This is a genomic window from Borrelia sp. A-FGy1, from assembly GCF_014084025.1.
GTDB lineage: Bacteria > Spirochaetota > Spirochaetia > Borreliales > Borreliaceae > Borrelia.
Window position 1 is genome coordinate 1 of the sequence record NZ_CP043687.1, and the last position, 20,751, is coordinate 20,751.

24 protein-coding genes and 1 pseudogene are annotated in these 20,751 nt (G+C 36.5%); 1 reads left to right on the forward strand and 24 read right to left on the reverse strand.

Features of this window, described 5'->3' with window-relative positions; genetic code table 11:
* The 24 genes and pseudogenes from F0310_RS05940 to F0310_RS04815 form a co-directional block, all read right to left on the reverse strand.
* A pseudogene (locus F0310_RS05940) lies at nucleotides 1–203 on the reverse strand (hypothetical protein); the annotation flags it as partial.
* On the reverse strand, nucleotides 175–654 hold the full coding sequence (locus tag F0310_RS04705; RefSeq protein WP_182117816.1) for a hypothetical protein: 480 nt from the start codon (nucleotides 652–654) through the stop codon (nucleotides 175–177). The gene F0310_RS04705 and the pseudogene F0310_RS05940, both read right to left, overlap by 29 nt.
* A gap of 172 nt (nucleotides 655–826) precedes the next feature.
* Nucleotides 827–1,177: a hypothetical protein gene (locus tag F0310_RS04710; protein WP_182117817.1), complete on the reverse strand. Its 351-nt coding sequence runs from the start codon at nucleotides 1,175–1,177 to the stop codon at nucleotides 827–829.
* Nucleotides 1,178–1,267: 90 nt separating this feature from the next.
* Nucleotides 1,268–2,065, reverse strand: a complete 798-nt coding sequence (locus F0310_RS04715; RefSeq protein WP_182117818.1) for a hypothetical protein — start codon at nucleotides 2,063–2,065, stop codon at nucleotides 1,268–1,270.
* A gap of 522 nt (nucleotides 2,066–2,587) precedes the next feature.
* Nucleotides 2,588–5,704 carry a tape measure protein gene (locus F0310_RS04720; RefSeq protein WP_182117819.1) on the reverse strand — a complete coding sequence of 1,039 codons (3,117 nt, stop codon included), beginning with the start codon at nucleotides 5,702–5,704 and terminating at the stop codon, nucleotides 2,588–2,590.
* Complete coding sequence (locus F0310_RS04725) at nucleotides 5,704–5,940, reverse strand: hypothetical protein (RefSeq protein ID WP_232535970.1); 237 nt, start codon at nucleotides 5,938–5,940, stop codon at nucleotides 5,704–5,706. The genes F0310_RS04720 and F0310_RS04725 overlap by 1 nt, the downstream gene beginning before the upstream one ends.
* Nucleotides 5,937–6,431: a hypothetical protein gene (locus F0310_RS04730; protein ID WP_182117820.1), complete on the reverse strand. Its 495-nt coding sequence runs from the start codon at nucleotides 6,429–6,431 to the stop codon at nucleotides 5,937–5,939. Before F0310_RS04730 ends, F0310_RS04725 begins: the two co-directional genes overlap by 4 nt.
* Before the next feature lie 27 nt (nucleotides 6,432–6,458).
* Nucleotides 6,459–7,283 carry a hypothetical protein gene (locus F0310_RS04735; protein WP_182117821.1) on the reverse strand — a complete coding sequence of 275 codons (825 nt, stop codon included), beginning with the start codon at nucleotides 7,281–7,283 and terminating at the stop codon, nucleotides 6,459–6,461.
* Between the two features lie 18 nt (nucleotides 7,284–7,301).
* Nucleotides 7,302–7,730: a hypothetical protein gene (locus F0310_RS04740; RefSeq protein WP_182117822.1), complete on the reverse strand. Its 429-nt coding sequence runs from the start codon at nucleotides 7,728–7,730 to the stop codon at nucleotides 7,302–7,304.
* Nucleotides 7,727–8,131, reverse strand: a complete 405-nt coding sequence (locus F0310_RS04745; RefSeq protein ID WP_182117823.1) for a hypothetical protein — start codon at nucleotides 8,129–8,131, stop codon at nucleotides 7,727–7,729. Before F0310_RS04745 ends, F0310_RS04740 begins: the two co-directional genes overlap by 4 nt.
* Nucleotides 8,132–8,542: a hypothetical protein gene (locus F0310_RS04750; protein WP_182117824.1), complete on the reverse strand. Its 411-nt coding sequence runs from the start codon at nucleotides 8,540–8,542 to the stop codon at nucleotides 8,132–8,134. It abuts the gene before it with no gap.
* A gap of 25 nt (nucleotides 8,543–8,567) precedes the next feature.
* Nucleotides 8,568–9,398, reverse strand: a complete 831-nt coding sequence (locus F0310_RS04755; RefSeq protein WP_182117825.1) for a hypothetical protein — start codon at nucleotides 9,396–9,398, stop codon at nucleotides 8,568–8,570.
* 62 nt (nucleotides 9,399–9,460) lie between these two features.
* Complete coding sequence (locus F0310_RS04760; RefSeq protein WP_182117826.1) at nucleotides 9,461–9,970, reverse strand: gp53 minor capsid family protein; 510 nt, start codon at nucleotides 9,968–9,970, stop codon at nucleotides 9,461–9,463.
* Nucleotides 9,963–10,589, reverse strand: a complete 627-nt coding sequence (locus F0310_RS04765) for a terminase (RefSeq protein ID WP_232535971.1) — start codon at nucleotides 10,587–10,589, stop codon at nucleotides 9,963–9,965. The genes F0310_RS04760 and F0310_RS04765 overlap by 8 nt, the downstream gene beginning before the upstream one ends.
* 71 nt (nucleotides 10,590–10,660) lie before the next feature.
* Nucleotides 10,661–11,707, reverse strand: a complete 1,047-nt coding sequence (locus tag F0310_RS04770; RefSeq protein ID WP_182117827.1) for an anti-CBASS protein Acb1 family protein — start codon at nucleotides 11,705–11,707, stop codon at nucleotides 10,661–10,663.
* A gap of 24 nt (nucleotides 11,708–11,731) precedes the next feature.
* The gene (locus tag F0310_RS04775) at nucleotides 11,732–12,928 is read right to left on the reverse strand and encodes a PBSX family phage terminase large subunit (RefSeq protein ID WP_232535972.1); all 1,197 of its coding nucleotides are present in this window, start codon (nucleotides 12,926–12,928) and stop codon (nucleotides 11,732–11,734) included.
* Complete coding sequence (locus tag F0310_RS04780) at nucleotides 12,925–13,293, reverse strand: hypothetical protein (protein ID WP_182117828.1); 369 nt, start codon at nucleotides 13,291–13,293, stop codon at nucleotides 12,925–12,927. Before F0310_RS04780 ends, F0310_RS04775 begins: the two co-directional genes overlap by 4 nt.
* Complete coding sequence (locus F0310_RS04785; protein ID WP_182117829.1) at nucleotides 13,283–14,128, reverse strand: hypothetical protein; 846 nt, start codon at nucleotides 14,126–14,128, stop codon at nucleotides 13,283–13,285. The genes F0310_RS04780 and F0310_RS04785 overlap by 11 nt, the downstream gene beginning before the upstream one ends.
* Entirely contained in the window at nucleotides 14,100–14,906 is an 807-nt protein-coding gene (locus tag F0310_RS04790) for a hypothetical protein (protein ID WP_182117830.1), read from the reverse strand. Before F0310_RS04790 ends, F0310_RS04785 begins: the two co-directional genes overlap by 29 nt.
* Nucleotides 14,907–17,723, reverse strand: a complete 2,817-nt coding sequence (locus F0310_RS04795) for a right-handed parallel beta-helix repeat-containing protein (protein ID WP_232535973.1) — start codon at nucleotides 17,721–17,723, stop codon at nucleotides 14,907–14,909.
* Nucleotides 17,724–18,128, reverse strand: a complete 405-nt coding sequence (locus tag F0310_RS04800) for a BBA14 family lipoprotein (RefSeq protein WP_182117831.1) — start codon at nucleotides 18,126–18,128, stop codon at nucleotides 17,724–17,726. It abuts the gene before it with no gap.
* 2 nt (nucleotides 18,129–18,130) lie between these two features.
* Nucleotides 18,131–18,469 (reverse strand): hypothetical protein, encoded by a 339-nt coding sequence (locus tag F0310_RS04805; RefSeq protein WP_182117832.1) that lies wholly within the window; start codon nucleotides 18,467–18,469, stop codon nucleotides 18,131–18,133.
* 43 nt (nucleotides 18,470–18,512) lie between these two features.
* Nucleotides 18,513–19,232, reverse strand: coding sequence for a DUF261 family protein (locus tag F0310_RS04810; protein ID WP_182117833.1), 720 nt, complete (start codon nucleotides 19,230–19,232; stop codon nucleotides 18,513–18,515).
* Between the two features lie 70 nt (nucleotides 19,233–19,302).
* Nucleotides 19,303–19,665, reverse strand: coding sequence for a hypothetical protein (locus tag F0310_RS04815; protein ID WP_182117834.1), 363 nt, complete (start codon nucleotides 19,663–19,665; stop codon nucleotides 19,303–19,305).
* A 372-nt stretch (nucleotides 19,666–20,037) separates the two neighbouring features.
* Here F0310_RS04815 and F0310_RS05945 point away from each other — a divergent pair.
* The coding region (locus F0310_RS05945) for a coiled-coil domain-containing protein (protein WP_182117835.1) at nucleotides 20,038–20,751 on the forward strand (714 nt) is incomplete at its 3' end.

Sequence of the window (20,751 nt, forward strand, 5' to 3'; positions counted from 1 at the left end):
TTAGTATTACTAAGCTGAAATATAGCAAACTTGAAACTAGAATGCACATCCTTAAATCTTTTTTTGTTTTCAAACTGATAAATATAGTTAATTTTGTAATTACTAAATATATGCTTTCTTAATGCTGTAGAGCTATACCCATTCCAAAGGGTAAAAGGCACAAGGTAAGTCAAATTACCACCTGGTTTTATTAGCTTTAAGCTTTTCTTTTGAAAACAAGCCACCACTTGATACAGGAAAATTTAGTAGACCGATATTTCCTTTATCAAAGGTATCAAAAATTGTTATTAGTTTGCTATACCCTTCCTCTTTTCTTAAAACCTTAGCATAAAGGCAATGCCTTAAAGATATAAAAGATTTATATATAGTATTTTCTTCCAAAATCGACTTGAATGGCTCATTACCTTCAATGTAGGCTATAAAAAATAACCTTAGAGCAAATATAATTGATTCTTCTAGTATTTGATCTAGGTCAACTTTAGTAACTTCTTTACCTTGTATACTAAATTCTTGCTTATATATGGCTTTTGCAATCTTAAACACTATGCAATCGTCTGGATCCTTATAAATCACATTCTTTAGGGTCTTCTTAATTGCTTCTTTTTCTTCCTCTAGCGTTAACCCACTTGTTTTGGTGCTTTTCTTACTACTCATTGCCTTAACTTTACAAACAAAATTAAAACGTGTATTTGGGCTACAAGGGCCTTACAAAAGAAATAAGAATGGCTTTACTAAAACACTTGAAAATATTATCCTCTCCATACCAAAAATAAGTCTAGATCAAGAATTACTAATTAGAAGCTTATTGCTTATCTTTCTACTTATATTATTCTTTACTGTTATTCTTCTTTGCTTCCCTTTCTTCTTTACTTAATGCCTGCTGCCTATTATTCTCCGCTTTTCTTGATATTCTGCTTTGCATAAAAGCCTTATCTATTGCCCTCTCTATATCTCTAGCCTCATCACTAGCCCTTCTCTCCTGATCTTTCTTTTCCTTATATCTAAAATTAGAGATATCCTCATTCTCCTCACCTCTACTACCCTTAGTGCTGTATAGAATATCTTTGCCAAAAATTAGACTAATAAGCTTAATAACTAAAACACCACACAAGTAAATACAGCAAATAAAAACAGCTGCTATAGCTATCACTGATATAACTATCTTATTGTTATTCATAGCAATCCTCTCCATATCTTAAGTAGTACTGCTATATTAGCGTTTTAGTATACAAATTGCTGATATTTTGTTGTTGTTGCTATTCTTACTCTAAATGAAGCTATCTTTTTTTCTTTTTAAATCTAATATCTCTTTTGCTAAATCCTTAATCTGTCCAACTGCTATTGTTAAGAATGCTGCTGCATTAGTAAGAGAGGAAATAGAAGCTATATTTTCTTCTGGATTTACCGCATACAAAGCATCCCAAGCTTCTTTACTTAGCAAGAGAGCGTAGATAAGCATGAAATTAGATAATAAGATACTTTCAAAGTTATATATAAGGACATGAATGCTAGCAATATTGCTACTACTTGCAAAGTAGTCTTCAAAAACAAAGTTCGGACCTAAATTTTTAATTACAAATTCATATATTTTCTTTTTAAGGTCACTCTCCTCTAGATCTAGGCTAGATATATCATCTAGTATGTTATTTGCAAAAAGTATTATGTTTAACGCCTGGCTTAGTTTGAAAAGTGCATCATCAACAACAGGACTATCATATCCAGTATCTAGTAACTTCCAAAAGGCGTTATAAACTGCTTCTATTGCACCCTTTAGCTTGCAAATAAGGGGTGCAATTATTCTCTCTCTTATGTTTATTCTATAATTTTCATCAAAAAAACCGATAGTAAAAGAAGCATCATCTTTATACCTAGAAGAGATCTCTTCTCTTTTTATAAGTTTTATCTTACAAACAACAATATCTAGCAACTCTTCTGCCTTAGATTCAGCTAGCATACTTACTCGTTCTGCTTCACTGCTGCTTTTATAATAAGTGCAATATAGAAGAAATAATACTAATACAGGCAGAAATAAACTTAGCAATGCAAGTATATCTAGGTAAAGCATATATCCTCTAGAGCCTAAATTTCTTTAACCCATAGCCAGTTAATCTATACTTTACAAAAACGATACTTACTGCATGCTAAATAATATCTAACTAGGCTAAAAACTACTAACCAAACGCTTTTAAGTTAAAAACATTATTGAAAAATCAAATACATGAATCGTTTAAGAAAGAATATAGACTAGATTCTCTTGCAAAGTCTCTACTCTATATTTTCTCTTTGTCAAAAAAGCCAAGCTCTTTTTTCAAGCACAATTCTTCTTCTTGGCATGAAAAGACAAGCATGAAAATAAGAATTTTAGTCAAAACATCTTAGAAATACTTCCCCTCCATTTTTATTAAGACTGCATTTATTTATTAAGTTTATAGCTAAATATAAAAAGGGAAGAGCTGCCCCTTAACTAAGGTTAAAGGGTAGATCTTTGTGAATTGAGCAATCATAATAAATTATGTTTCTTAATATTTTGTTAATTATATAATATTTTTTAAAAAAAGTCAATAGTTTTAGTCAGTAATTTAGTACATTATTCCTGCATTCTAAATCCTAGAGAATGCTCCTTCTCCTTTAGCATTCTTACAAGTTTTTCTGCATCTAGCACATCTCCTGTAAAATTGTAATTGTTAATTATTACCTTACTGTTTTCTTTCTTATTTTCTAGCCTTTGCAATCTTGTAATCTCTTTTGCTATAAGAGCAGCCTCATTAAGTCTTAGGTTCTCCTCAATTGGTGCTGGGGTTACTCTTACTAGTTCAGGCTGCCCCATCTCACTTGCAAGAAGCCCTGCTTGTGGAATATAGGTAGGGCTACTGGTTTTAAAGAAAGCCCCCTTTCTTGCTAGTTTTATCTCCTCTAAGCTTCCTGCTGCTTTAACAGTCGATATTCGCCTTAGTATTTCTTCTAAAATCTTTCTAGCATTAGCTATATTTTCTTTCTTGCTAATGCTCCACCAAGAAGCATTGACCTTATCAAGTTCTGCCTGGGCCTTAATTCTTTCTTCCTCTAGCTTGCCAAGCTTTTTCTCCCTTTCAATCTCAACCTTCTTAGAAGTCTCTTGCTTTGCAAGCTCTTCTTTTGCTGTCTCCTTTCTACTACTATACTCAGCCTGAACTTCCTGAAGTCTTTTTTGAAACTCTTCACCAGATATTTGCCCCTTAGCTTGAGCTTGTTTTATAAAATCAATTTCCTTGTTATACTGCTCATCAAGCTTGCTTAGCTTTTCTTTTCGCATATTTATTTCGCGGTCAAACCCTTCTTCTAGTCTTGCAAGATCAACCTCACTCTGCTTAGCTAGTCTTTCAAGATCCTTATCACGCTTCTTTTCAATCTCTTCTATTGCATTGGCCTCAATACCTTTAAAGATACCTATAGTAAAATCAAGCACTGCTGCTGCTAGTCCACCCCAGACTCCAAGACTTGATAGCATTTGGCGGGATGTATTAATAGTTGATTCTACTAATGCATCTGCTCCCTTTGCACCACTTTGAGCAAAGCTTTTCCCCAAATCTTGGTTTAGCACATTGTTAATAGAGCCTGCAAGGTTATTTAGGAGGGAAAGCAAGGAGTCAAGCCATCCTTTTGTAGCCTTTCTTGCCTCTGTAGCAGCACTTAGTAATGCACTTCTATTACTATCATTAAGCTTTTCAAACTCATCTTTATGAGAATCAACAAACTCCTTATACATGCTAGACACATGAGCCTGCATTTTAGCACTAGCTCTTGAGTGTGCATCTTCTGGTAGAAGTGCAAGGCTATACCTAATGGAGGTTATCTTGTCTTGTAATTCCTTGTATGAGGCAGCAAATGATCTATCTAGAGCAGTCTTTTCAAACTCATTTACTTCACGCTCCATTGCAACAACAACTTGTCTACTAGATTCATTTAGGCTTGCAAAATTTTTGCTGTATCTTGCAAGAAACTCCTTATTTCTGCTATTAACCTCTTCTGCTAACTTACGACTAGCCTTTTCCTGTTCGCGATAGGGAAGAGTTAGTATTTCTCGCTCTTTTTCTGCTAATTCTTCCTTTAGAGTCTTGTGAGCTGCTACAAAATCATGATTAGCTTTAGCAAAATCACTTACAGTTTTTTCTACACCAGCTAAAGTCTTTTGATTTTCCTCACTTAACCTGTCAAAACTTGAACTATATTTAGCTATAAATTCTTTATTTTTAGCGTTAATTAATGCCTCTATTTTAGCGGCAGCTTTTAGTTGCTCATGATATGGCTTAAGCTCCGCTTCTCTTCGCAACTTAAATATTTGTTTTTGCAAGTCCTCATAGTCTTGCATCATCTGCTTATCATAATCAGTGATGGCTGTTGGATCATATTTTTTTAGCCTAGCTGGTTCTTCTGTCCCTGCTGCCTCTGCCTCTTTAAGTTCTTTTTTGCTAAACCCTAAAAATTTAGTTAGCGTGCCCCATAGATTTCCTGCAAGCTCTGCCACCTTTGCAAAGAGAGTAAAGATTGGATCAAAGGCAGATTTGAATGCTTTGACAAACTCACCTGTTATGAAGCTTGCAACCTCAGTTAGCTTAGTAAGAAGAGTTACTACTCCTGCAACTATTTTTGTAACAGGAGCAAGCAGGCCTACTAGTAAGAGTTGCTTTACCTTCTCAAAACTCATCAGCAGAGGCTCTAGTGCTTGTCCTAAAGAAAGGAAAAGATTTTCACCCATCTTAGCTGTTTGTGCTTGAGCCTCCTCTAGTGTTTTAGCCTCACGTGCCGTGTTCTTGTAAAATTTAGCCCCTTCTTTAGTAGCCTTGTTAAGAGCTGCACTTAAATCCTTAAATCCAATTTTGCCTTGACTAGCCATCTTAAACAAGGCATCGCCACTAACACCTGCTTCACTAGCTAGTATATCTGAGATATCTATTCCCATATCACGCAATGCCTCAAGATCTTCAAGTGCTACCCTATTACTAGATTCAGTCTTAGCATACACCTCAGCAAGTTTTTCTAACCCTTGACTAGATCCACCAGCAACTTCAGCAAACATGTTCATCCGCTCTCTAGTCTCATCTGAGGTTGCTCCATATGAAAGCAAAGTTTTTGCAGCATTAGATATAGCTTCTCTTGTAAAAAGAGTATTATCTCCAAGCTCTCTCATATCCTCTGCTAAGGCTTTACCTAACTTTTCATCTGAAAGAAGTTCGGAATAAGAGCCGACTTCGGCATTAAAATTTTTTAGTGCATCTATTGAGCTAGAAAATCCAGCAGTTATAGCAGACCCTATGCTTTCTGTAAGCTTAAGTGCTAATGAGAGTGGGGCTATATTTTCTATAACCTTTCCTAGTGAATCACCTACCTTTACTGCAAATCCCTTTACATCAACTAAATTCTTGCCAACATTTTTTATAGCATCTCCTAGCCCCTTTACCCCAGAGTTATTATTAGTAATGTTTCGGACAGATTCTGATAGTTTGCTAAAATTTTGACTTGCCCTGCTAGCCGCATCTACTAAAGCAGCAGTGGTTGCAGCAACAGTATCGCTTGTACCCTCTACTTGAGAAAGAGTATCTGCAAGACGCTCAAGGTTGTCAAACTGTTGCTCCCCCATCTCTTTTATAGCTTCAGCTAGAGAGGCTAGCTTCTCCTGGTTACCAGTAGCGATTGATATAGGAATTACTATATCCTCAATTTTCATTATCCTAAACTCTCATACTCAAGCTTTTTAAGGTAAATGTTAAGTTGATTTAGCACTAAAACAAACCAGTAATTTTGATCAAAAAGTCCTCCCTTAGCAGGCAAACTAGACGTATTTCTTGCAACTAAGGCTTGGCTTACCAAGTAAGAGATGGCATTGTAATTTTTACTAATCCAGTCAAATTCTTGCTTCATGTCTTTAATAAACTCGGAATTCATTTTCTCTGCGTGTTTCATGAGTTGGTCGTAGTAATCTTTTTTTGCAATGTAGTGGAGTGCAAGCTCAACTTTTTTGATACACCCTCTGCTTTTAATGCTGTTAGAAAATTTGCAAGCTCTATTGATATATTCTCAACCACATCAAATTTGAATATGGCATCTTGTTCTAACATTTCTTTTGTAACAGGTCTGCCTGTCTGATCAAAAAGATTAACAAATCCAACAACATTTTCTTCTAAAATTTCCCTAGCTTGCTTTAGCTGAGCCATTACTGATTTTGCTAACATGCTAGCTTCCTGCTCTCCTTTATCCCCTCCCCTTACAAGGTAAGCAATAGTAACTTGATTTGCTTTAAGTTTTTCAATAAAGCCATAATTAATCTTGTCAAGAACGATGTATGCCCTATTTTGCTCTTCTAGGTCCTTTTCCTCTTTAGAACTACTGTTTCTCACATATCCTGGTATATAAGGAATTTGCATCTTGCCTTCTAAATTAATATTTATTGTCACTCCTCCCTCCTTTTTTCTTTTTCTAAACTAAATTTCAAAAAACACAGCCCCCTCTATATAGTCGTAAGAGAGAGATACTAAAGGTTTAGATAGGGTTACCTGGCATTTAAGGTCAATTTTTTGATTTGACAAATCTTGTGCCGGATTGAAGGTTGCTATCTGTCCTTCAGCAACTATGAACTTGGTCCTCTGATCTTTACTTTGTATCTGGTTTACCAAAAACACTATAAACTCATAATTTTTAGGCTTCTCTAGCTTGCCTAGCTTGTAGGTTGTACCATTTTCCTTTACAACATCAAATGTCTGAAAATGTGAACGCTCGATGTAGGTCTCTAGAAGCTCTTCCTTATTCTCACTTGTCTCTCTTACTGAATATCCTGAAAATTCAACCGTATGCTCTGGCTGCTTACCTATGGATGAGATTGATCCACATGTTGTCTTTAGTGTTTCTGTTGCTTTAGTTGAGGCAACATTATACGAGTAGCCAAGGCAGTAAGTTCTTGCAAGAAGCATTTCTATCTCATCAGCAACATCAAGTGCATTCTTTAGGCTATCTAGGAATGCCTTTTGCTCATAGTAAAGTACTCCTCCTTCTTTTAGGTTATATGTTGAGGTTAGTTTTGAAGAGGATGCTAACTTTTTGACTCTAAACACGCACTCTTTGATTGACTTCCACTTGGTAGGTTTTTTTTGAGATAAGGGCAAGTCCTTTACAACCAAATCACGAGGATCATCCCCATTAACCTCTCCTCCATTCTTGATGTCACTCCCCTTATAACACCATTTGAACTTGTCAATATTAACTGCCACAAGCACTGCTCCTGAGGGTATTTTCAATTTTTCTTCTGCCATTTTACTAAAAAGCCTCCTTTAGCACAAAAAATTTAGGTCACAACTATCAATTCGATCTGCTATAGCACATCTAAGCTTAGTAATCATTTCAGCCTCCTCCTCACCAGCCACAGATGAATCATTTATGCTAAAATCTGATAAGAAATAATTTTTTGCCAAAAATTTAGTTACAAGCAAAGCAAGAGTTAGCCCTTGGGTTGAACAGCTACTACAATCAGTAATTATTGTAAAATCTAGGGTTATGCTTAAAGAGAAAGCTCTACATTTACTTACAACCTCACCCTTGCTCTCTAGGGTAAATACCACAACGGGGAAAGACAAGCTAGTGCAAGTAAAAAGCTCAGACTTGTAGTAAACCTTAGTTGTTGCAAACTTGTTAAATGCCAAGTAACTAACCAGTCCTTCCTTAATTGCCTCTATATAACGCTTTATAAAACTGCTGCTCACTTGATTAGTCCTTTAATTTTTTCTACTAAGTCTTGCTTGATCCAGTTTGTATATCGCCTTCTAGGCCCCCTTTTTTTTAAAGAAAGCCATATGGGCAAAGCTTTCCCCTCTATACCCCTATAGGCTGCCCAACGCTTTATTGCAAATAGACTAGGTGGCTTCTCTTTTTTGTAAGCCTCGCCTGAATCTAGCAGGCCTGCTAGTGAACTTGACATGCTAAGCGTTAAGGTCAACCTGTCTTTTTGCTTGCTGATCTTAATTCTTGCCTGCTCTTTAAGCCGTCCTGGAAGATTACTAATAAGAGAGACTAGCTTATCATCTAGGCTGGCCTTTAGGGCCAAAACTGCTCTCTCTTTTATTGCTTCATTAAGCCTTAAATAAATTTGCGTATCGCCCTTCATCTATCGCCACACCCCCTCTTTCCTATATTTTCTGCATATTTGTAAGAAGGGAGATGAATCAACTCTTTGAAACAAAAAATCAAGCTGGCTAATTGTTCTTCCTAGTCTGCAATCCCTCTTTTCTTGCCTCTTTGCACATCTTGGATTAAATACTTCCTCATAAACAATATCTAGCAAGATTAACATCCAATTTTTGTATGAAGAGCTGTCTTTTTCTATCCTATACAGATCTAAAATAGAGGCAGCATATCTTACTGCTTCAACTAGACTTACACAAAGTGCTTCAGGGATCTCTATTTCCCCATCCCTAATGCATTCACTTTTCAAGTAACCAATAGCAGTGTTTTTTACCCAAACTTTAATCCAATTATTGGCATTGCTATCTTTTAGATTGCTACCTTTACTATTCATTTCTCTTCTTAACCCAAATTGTCACTTAAAGTCTATTATTGATTTGTATCTCAACTACTTCTTTTGGTTCAAAATGAATTACACCTGCTGATTCCATTGATGCATGAATATATTCACCCTCAGCACCTGAGAATCTTCTGAAGAAAATTTCTGGTATCATTGGGACAAACATGACCTCTGGATTAGGTTCATACAGCACAGGATTTCTAAGTCCTTTAAAAACGGAGGTTGCAATATTATGATCATCTTCTAGCGATTTTTTGATCTTGATGTATTGGGGTTCACTGTATAGATCAGCTAGGAGATGCGACAAATCATGCGGGAGCAGCAGGTGATAGAATCCATCTAGTTTCTCCTTATGTTTTTCAGATTCACGCTTTGCTAGTACAACACTATCATGCAGTGTATACCCACTTGTTACAGAATTTACTTGCATGACAGTTCTGCCTGTAAGAGTTGCAATGCCTTGCATGTTAATCTCAGGCTTGCCAAAAATTACTGAATGATATGCATCCTTCATAAGGCCAAGCTCAAGATTAGCCTTCACTTCATCTTCTGTAATAGAGCCATACATTAGGTCTTTTAGCGAGATACGCTGCACAGTATCAAACACGTGCATCTTGTATGCTACCTCTTGAAAAGAGATGCTACTTCTTCCTATCTCATTGCTATGATCACCAAAACTTGCTGTTACATTATGCTTAAGAACCGCTTTTCTTGCAACGTAATACCCCTGCCTAAGCTCACTTCTGTTTATGATTTTGTAAGGAACAAGTTCCTCAAGACCTTCTTTTGCAAGTTGTAATATATCCCCACTATATGCACCACTTGCTTCTGTGAAAATACTTCGACTCATAGTCTTACTCCTATTGCTTGATATTTATTTTCTTTTTATTCTATTTTCATGCACGCTGCTTTTTACGCAAACTTACGCCCTCCGTTAGCCTCATACTCAGGCCCAATTTGGATATCTAGTAAAACTAGCTTCTTGTCCCTAAGATCAATGTCTTTAATCCTTCCAACCTGAATCCCACCTTTGCCTTCCTTTACTAGCTTTTCCTGCTTCAGAAAAACATAATCTCCTATCTTAGGATCAGCAAAGCTAGTATCAAGCTTTACTACAACCTCACCAAATCTTCTTACTGGAATCATACTTCCTGGATAGTAATCAGAACTCTCATATGAGCTTATATCTGCCTTAAGAAGAGCAAATCCACGAACACTCAAGTTAGCTCCAGCTCCTAAAGCAGCTTTTACTAACACGTCTCCTGCTAGAGTAGACTTACCCGTTGCTAAAACCGCCTCCCCTGCTTTAATAACTGCAGAGCTAATATCAACTATGGCTGTTTCTGTTTGACTAATTCCAGCTTTTAGCTCTCCCCCTGGTACAAATCTTTTCTCTACTTTTGTAAAATCAAAATCAGGCATCACTTACCCCCAATCTAACTTTAAGTTTTTGTGCTTTTGTATTGTTAATAATTTTTCCAACTCCAACCTCTCTTTGTCTAGTATTAACCATTTGCTTGTATGCTGTAAGCTCTTGTACAAGAAGGCATAGGTTTTCAATCTGAGAGTCAAGGTCTCCCGCTTCATCAACTCTAAATTTAGAAACACTATATTTCCTCTTCATAGCTTCAAGAAAAGCTAGTTTTGCTTCCTTTACACTAGTTGCCTCCTTTATAGTGGAGGGGATATAGTAATCTTGACATTTCTTCTCAAGCTCAGATAGCTTTTGTGAATCTCTGAATGCATCAGCTTCTGCTTGCATACGAGCCTTAGTTAGTGAATTTCTTTCAAGCTCAACTCGCCTATCAATCTCCTCACGTGGCATAATATCAGGAAGTTTCCTGTAAGCTTCCTTTAGCCTCTTGTACTCCTCTTGTGGAATTGTAATGGTGTTGTCTTTTTGAAAAGAAGAGGGGACAGCAAGTCCAGAGCTTGTATTACCTGCAGGCTCTCTTCCCTTTTCTTTAGGAATAGCTTGGCTAAATTCCTTGCTACTTGATGCATCTAGCTCATCATTAGTTTCTTGCTCTTGTGTTTGCATCTAAATCTCCTTTTGTTAAGTTTATTAGCTACATAAAAATAATTTTACTCTAATTCATAACACCCTCCCTACTACTCATTTGCTATATAGGCAGCAAATTGTTTTTCAATCTCAGAAAAGAGGTTACTATTACCTAAAGACTTGGCTTTCTCCAGTAGGTCTAGGTATGCTCCTAGAGTGCGGGCATGTTTCTCATCAATGTCTGCTTGCTCCTTCTGACTAACTGGCTTTAGTGCTTTAAAGCTCCAATTTGACTCTAGATGACATTTATCTAGTACTTGATTGATAAAGGGAGCTACCATTAATCTTGATATCTGATCAATGTTTAGATAGAATATGTCATAATTACTAATACTTGCATCCCCTGCAGGCGATACTGGATACAAGATTTCTTTAGGTATTCCTGAGTGAAGTGTTATATCTGATACGATAATCTCAAAGGCATCCCGCAATGGACTAACAGATCTAACTACGTTAGAAACATCATCTTCTCTCCCTAGGATCATCATCTTATGAGAAGCAGCATCAAGAGCCCCATCAACATTTCGCTTAATTTCAGCTAAATCATGTGCAGTCATATCTTTTACAGATGGAAGTGTGGCTGATTTTAGAAAAGTAAAATTATTAACTCGCAGGAAACACACAGTTTCTGCTAAAAGCTCACTCATTATTTTGCTACTCTTTCTTAAAGAATCAAAATTTAGAAAAGAGGAGCTCATCTTTACTACTCTTGTAGGATGAATATCTTCACGCTTACTATCAAAAGCACACCATACTTGGCCAAATTCTTGAGTTAGCACAGAAAAGTCATCCCGCAATGGTTTACTAGCATCATCTGAATCAGCAATAATTATATGAAAAAAACTCTCACCTGATAGTATTGCCTTATATACCATGTGCTTAATTACTGCTCTAAAGTTCTTGTTAAATAAAACATCTAGACCATCTCCCTTGTTGTTATAAATGTCTCTTGATGCTGCAAATCCAGCATAAATTTCTGCTACCTGCTCAAAAAGCCTTAGCGAATCTGCACTCTCCTCCGTAGCACTGCTTAGAGGAAACATAGAAAACCTAGCGTTACTCTTCTTCTTTTTCTCTAAAAATTTGAGCCTAAACACAAAAATATCTCCTTCTCTTCTCTTTTAGGCAAAAAGGGAGACTACATTTAGAAAAGCTGGGATATACTCAAGGTCTTGCTGCATCACAAGATTTGTTGAGCCTACATCTTGACTTAAAGAAGTCTCATCATAATAATATTCAGTATTGCTAAATTCAGTAATCACATCTTCTGTTTGCTGGTCCTTAAGAACATACAAATTACTAGGAAGCAGGTAGTCTGATAATGCGTAAAGATTTCTAGCCCTAGCAAGTAATGCACCTCTACCTAGTTTTGAGAATGCATACTGAAGCTCAGCTCTACTACTTGGAAGAACAAAAGTACCTCTAAACTGATCTGCCTGACTTGCATAGTCTTGTCTTGTAAGTAAAACTTTGCTTGCTGCATTAGTAACAACTGTTATTGGAAGATAGAGCAGCCTTCCTAGAAGTACTTCAAGAAAAACAATTCTATTTCCCCTAACATGAACCCCAGTGTAGAAACTACCTGTTGCTCTTTGCAGGAAAGACGCATCACAAGTTGAGAAATCCTTAATAAGTCTTGCTGTTTGAAAATCAAATTCTTCTCCTAGTACCTCAATTCTATATCCAATGTCATTGCCATGATATGCAAGTCTTTGCTGAGCAAGCCATGACTTGATATTGCCCCCATTTAAAAACGGGTTATCCTTATAAGTTGAGCGGATTACGCATAAGGAAGGGTCTTCTTGGTTTGCTATGTAACGCTTGTAAAGCCAGTGTGAACGTGGTACAGGATTACTAGACATGTATACCCTACAGCCTCTCTCTCTTAGAGTAGGCAGTAATTTTTCAATATCCTTATCGCTAAACTGATTTGCTTCCTCTATCCACAAGTCCTTAAAGTGTGCGTATGATTTAAGGTCAGTCGTATCATGTCCTCCTTCAAACACAAAAGCACGCTTTTTGCCAAAAACTAAATCTTTTGTTTGTATCCTAGCCTTACTAATAGTAAACCTTCGTCTTAGCGAGTAACGGTCTAGTAGTTCTAGTATCTCCTTGTGAATTGATTCTAAAGTTTTGTTTTTCTTCTTTCTTATAGCTAGCGTATCTCCACCAGAAGCACTAAACTTTCTCTCAAGATTTACTGTTGCAATATCATATGTTTTGCCCGTCCCTCTACTTGAATAGTAGATGTAAATACTAGCTTCTGGCTTTCTTTTGTAAGCCTGGTAATAAACAGGCAGCCTCTTAAACTCTATCACTCATCCTCTCCTTTACTAAGAAGTTCTTTTATCTCTTCTTCTGTGTAGGAAGAGCTACTAGTAGAGCTAGTAGTGCAATAGTCAGACTGCAGCACTAACTTTTCTTTATTAATAATATCTAGTATCAAATCCTCAACATCACTCATGCCAAGAGTTGCAAAAAACATTCTATATGCGTGAAGGCTTGTTGCTAAGACATTACTATTTGCAAACTCTAGCATACGAGCAAAAAACGAATATAGAAGTGCTTCTTTTGTGTCTGCTGCTCCCTCTAGAGGAGGGAAATGATCTTTAATTAATTCTTTTAGTCTTTCCTTATAATTAAAATCGTTACTAATACGCTTCTCCTTTGCTTTACAGGTCATACCTATAAAAGCAGACATATGCTAAATTTTTAGGCCTTGTCTCACTTCCATATCTAGTAGAGTAACCCGTGCACTTTCCTGTATCATATGGCAATGAAAGTATTGAAATAAGGCTTCCTGTTTCTAGATTAACAACAAACTTGTATCTTCCCTCCCTCCAATACCAACTACTCTCTCTTGCAAGATTACCGTAAGATTCTATTAGCTTGCCTTGGCCAGAAAATTTATAGTCATTCCGGTCAACTTCATGGTTATGGTCTCTAAACTGGTCTTCCTGAGTTGACCCAAGAGTGTTGTAATTTAGGGGGCCATAATGCCGCAAGAATCTTCCAGCTAAATCTGGTGCATTACTTATTCCTAGAATGCGTCTTGCATAGCACCCAGAAGGAAGGCTTCTTCCATCTGGCAAGCAAAACTTACCAGTGTCATTAAATGCAGAGATAAGTCTGGCATTATTTAGCCTTGAGCCTTGGCTAGCAAACTCTAGTGTTAGTGCACCAATAGGAGTTTTTTTGATGAAAAACTCAAGCATGTGTTTTAAGTGTGCGTCTAGATCATCCTCAAGAATAGGTTCTTCTCTACTAACAGGATACTGACATCTTTCTTTTGTGCTCTTTTTATCACACACGGAAAAGACTTCTTTGTCCTCTATATAAATAGGTTCCCCAAGATCACCAGTGTATGCGTTAGCCTCCGCCTGACTGCCGCAAGCAAACTGCACACAAATACGCTCGGCCTCAAGCCTACGCTTAATATCTTTAAAATCACTATTACTTATTCCCATTACACCAAAGCCTCTCTTTTCACTAAAAGTCGTACCTGTAAAAGCAAACATATACTAAATTTTTAGGCCTTGTCTCTTCCCCAACTCTAACACCTCCCCTCTCTCTAACATGCCCTGTCTTATCTGGAAAGTCATACCTCCAGATCTTTTCAGAAAGAGTCATGTTATATACAAACCTCAGGTTACCTCTTGTCCAATCTCCAGACCGACTTAGCGTATAATACTTCTCAACAAGCCAGCCAGTAAAATTAAAAGCATACTCATCTTCCCTAAAGTGATGAATGTGGTCTTGAAACTGGTCTTCTTGAGTTGATCCAATGCTTCTATTTGAATCAACAGATCCATTTCTATCATAATGCCTCAAAAATCTTCCAGCTAGATCTGGTGCATAGCTTATCCCAAACCTTCGTCTTACATAGCAACTAGAAGGTAGGCTTCTTCCATCTGGCAAGCAAAACTTACCAGTGTCTTCAAAAGCATCTATGAGTCTGCTTCTTGTAAGAGTAGATCCTTCTTTAGCAAAAGCAGCAGTTAGAAAAGCAGGATATGTATTATCAAGTGCTGTCTCAACTAAATGTGCAAGATATCCTTCTATATTGTCCTCTACCTTAGGCTCTCCCCCCCTAGATACAGGATAATATATTCGTCCCTGGCTTGATTTTCCATTACAAACAGCAAAAGCTTCCTTGTCTGCTACATAAATAGCCTCCCCTGGTCGACCAATATAAGACTCAGCATCAGCAGAATTCCCAACGCCAAACTGAAACTTGACATTCTCAGCTTGCAGCCTCTGCTTTATCTCTTTATAGTCCTCATCACTTATACCCAATTATGCTACCTCCTCTTCTTTTATATCTGTGGCATTTGAAGAGTAGATGCTAGCATCAAGAAACCTAAGACTAGATGCTGCAACACTACTTCGCCTAGCCTTAACTAGAGCTGTCTTGTTTTGCCTAAATATATCTCTTATAAGAAAATCTTGAGTCATGCTAGAAAGCCCTACTTCATTTTCAGTAAAAGTGTTGCCTAAAAGCTTTGCTTGCAAAACATCAACAAGATGCAAAGCAACCCCAAGATTACTACTAAACTCTACTCCCTCAACTCTTACACTAGAAAATCCTTCTAGCCTTATAGCATCCCTATTCTCCTTAAACTCGCCGCCTCTAAGTAAGGCGTTACTTCCAGACAAGAGTGAAGGTTTTCTATTTTTTAGAACAAAAATATTTATAATATTAATATTGCTAACTCCTTTAATGTCTAGGGCACGCGAAGTATCACTAAACTTAACATTTTCAAGTAAAATTTTTTCTACCTTTTCTGTCTGCAAAGCAGCTCCAAGATTACAACTAAACCGCATATCTTTAAGATACACAAATGACGCACCTAACGAATAAATAGAGGCACGCTTCTCTTCTTGAGTCCCATATACTGAGCAAAGTCTAAGCGTTGTGTTTGCTGCAAACCTGAGATTGCTAAAATACTCTTCTAGTGGCTTCTCTTGCTCACTAATGCGGCCTGCTGAGATAAAAAGAACACTCTTAGCAGTCTGGCATATAGAAAATCCAGACATCTTAAAAGATTTGTCTGAGTAAAACATATTCTTAGAAAAGCCAGCACTTCTAAAAAAGACACTCTCTTTCCCTCTAAGCTCAAAATTGTTAACAACTAGAGGTGCATAAATATAAAAATCACCAGCTAGCAGCCTAATCCTATTAACCCCAACTTCCTTTCCAAACTGCATTGCTTGACTCAGTATGTCCTCATCTTTAAATCCTGTTGCTCTAAAATGAGGCACCTCACGCTGTTCTTTAGCATGTTGCTCTTGCTCTGCAACTTCTTCTTCTGCTTCATAATTAAAAGGAGCAACTATTACCTCATAAATAGATGTGGTCCTATCTAGAAGACCTATGTGTGCTGAAGTTGTGATATAATCATAGTGAGAGTAATCCCCCCAGGTTAAGGCCTCATATTCAAAAAATCTTCTTTGCATATCAAACCGAGATATTTTTTTTGATAAGATCAAGAAAAAGTGTTCTAGCTCTTCTTCCTCTATTCTAAGTCGAACAAAATCAGTAAGTTCTAGCTCTTGAGATGACCTAAAATTTACTATCGTATGACCTTTAACCCTTAAGTTAGTTAGAAAATCAAAAAGCCTTACTGCAGAGTTTGCATCAAAAATGAATCTTGTAGCATACTCCGCTCTTTTTGCGTAATAAGAGGATGCATTATCTGTTTGTAATACATTTTTCACTGTTGTGTAAAACACGTCTCCGTAAATATCAAAGTAATATATGTATCTTGAGCCTTGGCTACTTGAAGTATTTTGAAACCAGATTCTAGCTTTAGTTGGATAGTACTCCTCATGAACTAGCCTTATACTAGAATCAGCGTTAAATCTTGCCTCAAGATTACTTGTCCAAATTATTGCCAAGTTTTCATTTATAGCATACTTATTGTGCCACACCTCGCGGCGTGTAAAATCCCATTTATAGGCAGTATCAAACCAACTAGGGTCATACTCTTGGAATACAAAATTACCAACCTTATCAGCAAAATCTGGATATACAACTCCCTTTTGCAGCACAGCAACATACAAGCTCCCACCTGATCCTGCAACACTTATTGGGGCAGAGTAAAGAGGTCTCCTTTTACTTATTCCCTCTTCTTTACTTTGAAACTTGCCCTCTCTCCATATAATTCTATTTGAATCATAGCTACTAGCACTACTTTTGGACAAGACATAGCTTCCAGAATCAATATTGCAAATCTCTATCTCTTGCTTTACTACCTCAGATTTCCATATAGGAAGTACTACTAATTTGCCTGCCCCTGTGAAAGTATATGCATATCCAAATTCATAAAGAAGAGCAGATATAATAGTCTCAACTTCTTCCCCTTCATCAATGATTACAGCAGGCACTCGATCAAGAATAGCCTCAGATGCCTCCTCATCAACTAGATCAGCAAGCTTAGTATGCTCTAAAATCAAATGCAGCACTGATTGATCCTTAATGAAGGGATTGTAAACATAAAGCCAGTCTGGAAGATATGCAACTGGAAACTGAACAGGCCTTTGGAAAGAAAACCGCAGTAAGCTAGAGTAATCATTTACAGTAAAACTTATGCCCTTACTAAGATCCAAAACTTCTCTTGTAAAAAATTTTTCTAGAATACCTTTAAACAAGGGCTTCCTGCCTTCATGCACTTCCACAAAAACATCATCTTTTCTGAAGAACAAAAAATTTAAAAATTCTCCTGATAAGCCATAGGATGTAAACCTAAACACACTTGATGCTGTCTTAAGAGTTGGATCTACTATTTTTCGCTCTAGAGTTACACTTGCAATATCAGTATAGGGCGTAAGGTCAAATATTTGACCCTCATCAGTAAAAAGGATTATATCAAGCTCACTAGCACAACTAGCCTCAAAATCATCTTCTCTCTCTTCTTCTTCTGCTTCTGCTTCTTCCCTAGATACTCCACCAACTAGAACAGCATCCTCTGGCATAGCTTGACTACTGCCCTCTTCTTCCTGATCCTCCTTTTCTTTATCTTCTTCTTCTTTGCTAGAAGCCAAAGACAGAGTATCTTCACTTCCATTATCAAAAATACTATCCTCTACTCTCTCTTCTTCTTGGTAAAACACCTATCTTGACTCCCGAACTAAACCAGAGTATTTGTGGTATAGTGATAATGCTATGGGTCTGTTTTTGTCTATGTATCGCTTAAAATACTTAATTCTGTTAGAAATACCAGACTTCCCAGATCCAAAAGTATAGCTAGCATCAAACTCTTCAAATTGAACTGTCTCCTTAAAAGGATAGTGTGCGGAAATATATTTACTAGCATCAATAAGCCAAGAGTAGAGGTAAAGGCAATAATCATACAAAACAGCCTCATCTTTCCTCAAACTTACAACTTCATTTCTGTTAAGCAATGCTGTAGGATCAGCTAGACTTGCAATGCTAGCACAAGAGAATAACAAGAAAAGCAATAAAGATATGCTTGTACCTCTCAAGTATAAGAAGAATCTGTCTTTATTGATAAGCATACCTACTCCCCCTCTCTTATACTCTTTAGTGCCTCTCTTGCTGATTCTGCTCGCTTTCTGATGTACTCCTCATATCCTTCCCAGTCATCTTCAGCAAAACTACCTGCCTTATGTATTATTTTCCTAACTTTCTCTAATTTGGAAAAAATGCGTTTCTTAGCTGCACTAGCCTCATTTGCTCTTACAATCTCTTCCTTAATTAAAGCGATATAGCTAAGAACAGCATTTGTTAGCACAAGCCCTTGCCTTACAACATCTGCATTTCCTCCAAGCTGACTTGCTAAACCCTCTTGTGCTATAGCTGCATCAAGTATCTTTCCCACATCTCTTATAACACTCATAAATTAAAATCTCCTTTTTTATTTTTTAAGAATTAACTTTACTTCATGCTAATTCTGCCCTTAGCCCCCTAAACTCATTCTTGTAAAAAGCAAGCCTTTCTCTTACTCCCAAAACAAGACTCTTATCAAGAATTCTAAATACACGAAGACTTGACAACACGCCAACCTCTACTGCTCTAGATCTACCAAGCGAGTCCCATACAACCTCACCCAAAGAATCTCCTAGAACAACAAAATGATACATATCACTCTCTTTGTCTTTGTACTGCCCTATAACTAGATCACTCTCTTCTACCTCATAAGAGACCTCGTAATGTTTACTCCTGTAGCAAAGATGCTCATCAAGACCAAGACTTGCTAAAATTAGACCTGGATCCTCTACATAAGAATTTTGCTCCCTAAGCCCCAGCCCACCAGCATTAGCAAAACTTTTATATAAAAGATCGACTTCAAACTTATCAAAACACTTCTCAACCTTATCCTTAATTTCTTTTACAACTAGCCCTACAAACAAGATGCACAAAAAGTAGCATCCATACTTTGCAATAACTGGATTGTTATCACTAAAACTATGCTGCAGGGGCAATACAAGCCTATGTTTTGCACTCTCAACTATTCTCTTGCACTCAACTGCTCTTTCTGCTACTCCCCTACATGCTCCCTCTAGCATTTCTGACCTATACTTTTTTACAAAATATTCCTTTAGCAGTTTATAAAAAAATTTATATGCTGCCCTGTAAAGACTAGCTAACTTACACTTCATACCTCTCCCTCTTTTTACTATTAATAAATTCTTTGAAGCTACAATTTCTTCTTTAAAAAGAAGAAGTAACTTATTCTCGCTTTGCTAAAATATCAACTAACTCTGCATTGATTGTCATTTGCAGCTTTGTAACAAAACTAAGTACTTCTTTTTTTAAAGACTCAAATTCAGCCTCAATTCTTCTCTTAAGACCAGTCATCTCCTGATCTAACTCAGACAGCTTTACACTAAAAGACTCTAACTTCCCCTTAATACTAGTCATATCTTCATCTAGGAAAGAAACCCCCCTAACTTCTTTTACTATCTCTCTTCTAAACTCTGCTAATAACCCTTCAAAAGCATACTTAGCGTATGTCCCAAGCCCTGATATTGCAACTAGCAATACCCCAGTTATGCTTCCAATAATACCTACTCTTTTTCTAGCACTATTCAATCAAATAACCCTCCAAAGCCTTAATGATAAACATGAAGCGTCATTTCTGCTAAAAACGATAGGAGATAAACAAAAATGAAGCTCCCTGTTCTGTTTTTCAAGGTCTATTAATGATTTGATGAAATTCAAAATTCATTTCCTATAAAGATTAGATCAAATAATGCAAAAATCAATAATAAAATGTATTTTATTTATTTATTACAAACTTTATTTTCATCAAAATGCTTAAAAATACTTTTATAAATTAAATTTAATGTTTATAATAAAAATAATATATACTTTATAAAGTAATATATATAATATTTATTTTATAAATATTGAATTTATTTTTATTAATAAATATGAAATAAATTCAAAAAGGAGAGGCTAATAATGATAGAAATTCAAAACATAAAACTATATAAAACAAACGAAGTATTCGAGATTCTAAAAAATGAATATAACTATAAAACTAATCCCCCAAATCTAGCCGGAAAAATAACCAAATTAAATTGTTTTATTACTTATCAAGGCAAACGCCTTATTCCAGAGAATATTATCTGCTATTTGTGTCAAAAGCTTTATAGCAAATACGAAAGGGAAAAGATTATAAAAGATATTGATGAGCAAATGAAGCCAGTAAGAGAGATTATAGAAAAACATGAAGAGAAAATACAGCAGAAAGATAAACAAAATATTGCTTTATTTGCAGCACTTCACGAATCAATGCAAAGAAACGTAGAAGAAAAAGCAAGAAGAAACTTAAAAGGAGAATTTGAAAAAAAAATAATAGAAAGAGAAGAGAACTTAAAAAGATCAATAAAACAAGAGTTAGATGAAAATATAGTCAATACGCTAAAAGAAGAGCTTAGTAAAGCTAGCCAAAGAGAAGAGGATGCTAGAGCAAGAGAAGATTCCCTACGGGGGGAGCTTAAAGAGGCTAGAGAGGAACTTAGTAAGGCTAGAGCAAGAGAAAATGACTTACTTGACGAGCTTAAAAGAAGAGATGAGAAGGCTTGCCAAAGAGAAGAGACTGCTAGAGCAAGAGAAGATGATTTGCTTAGCGAGCTTAGAAGAAGAGATGAGAAGGCTTGCCAAAGAGAAGAG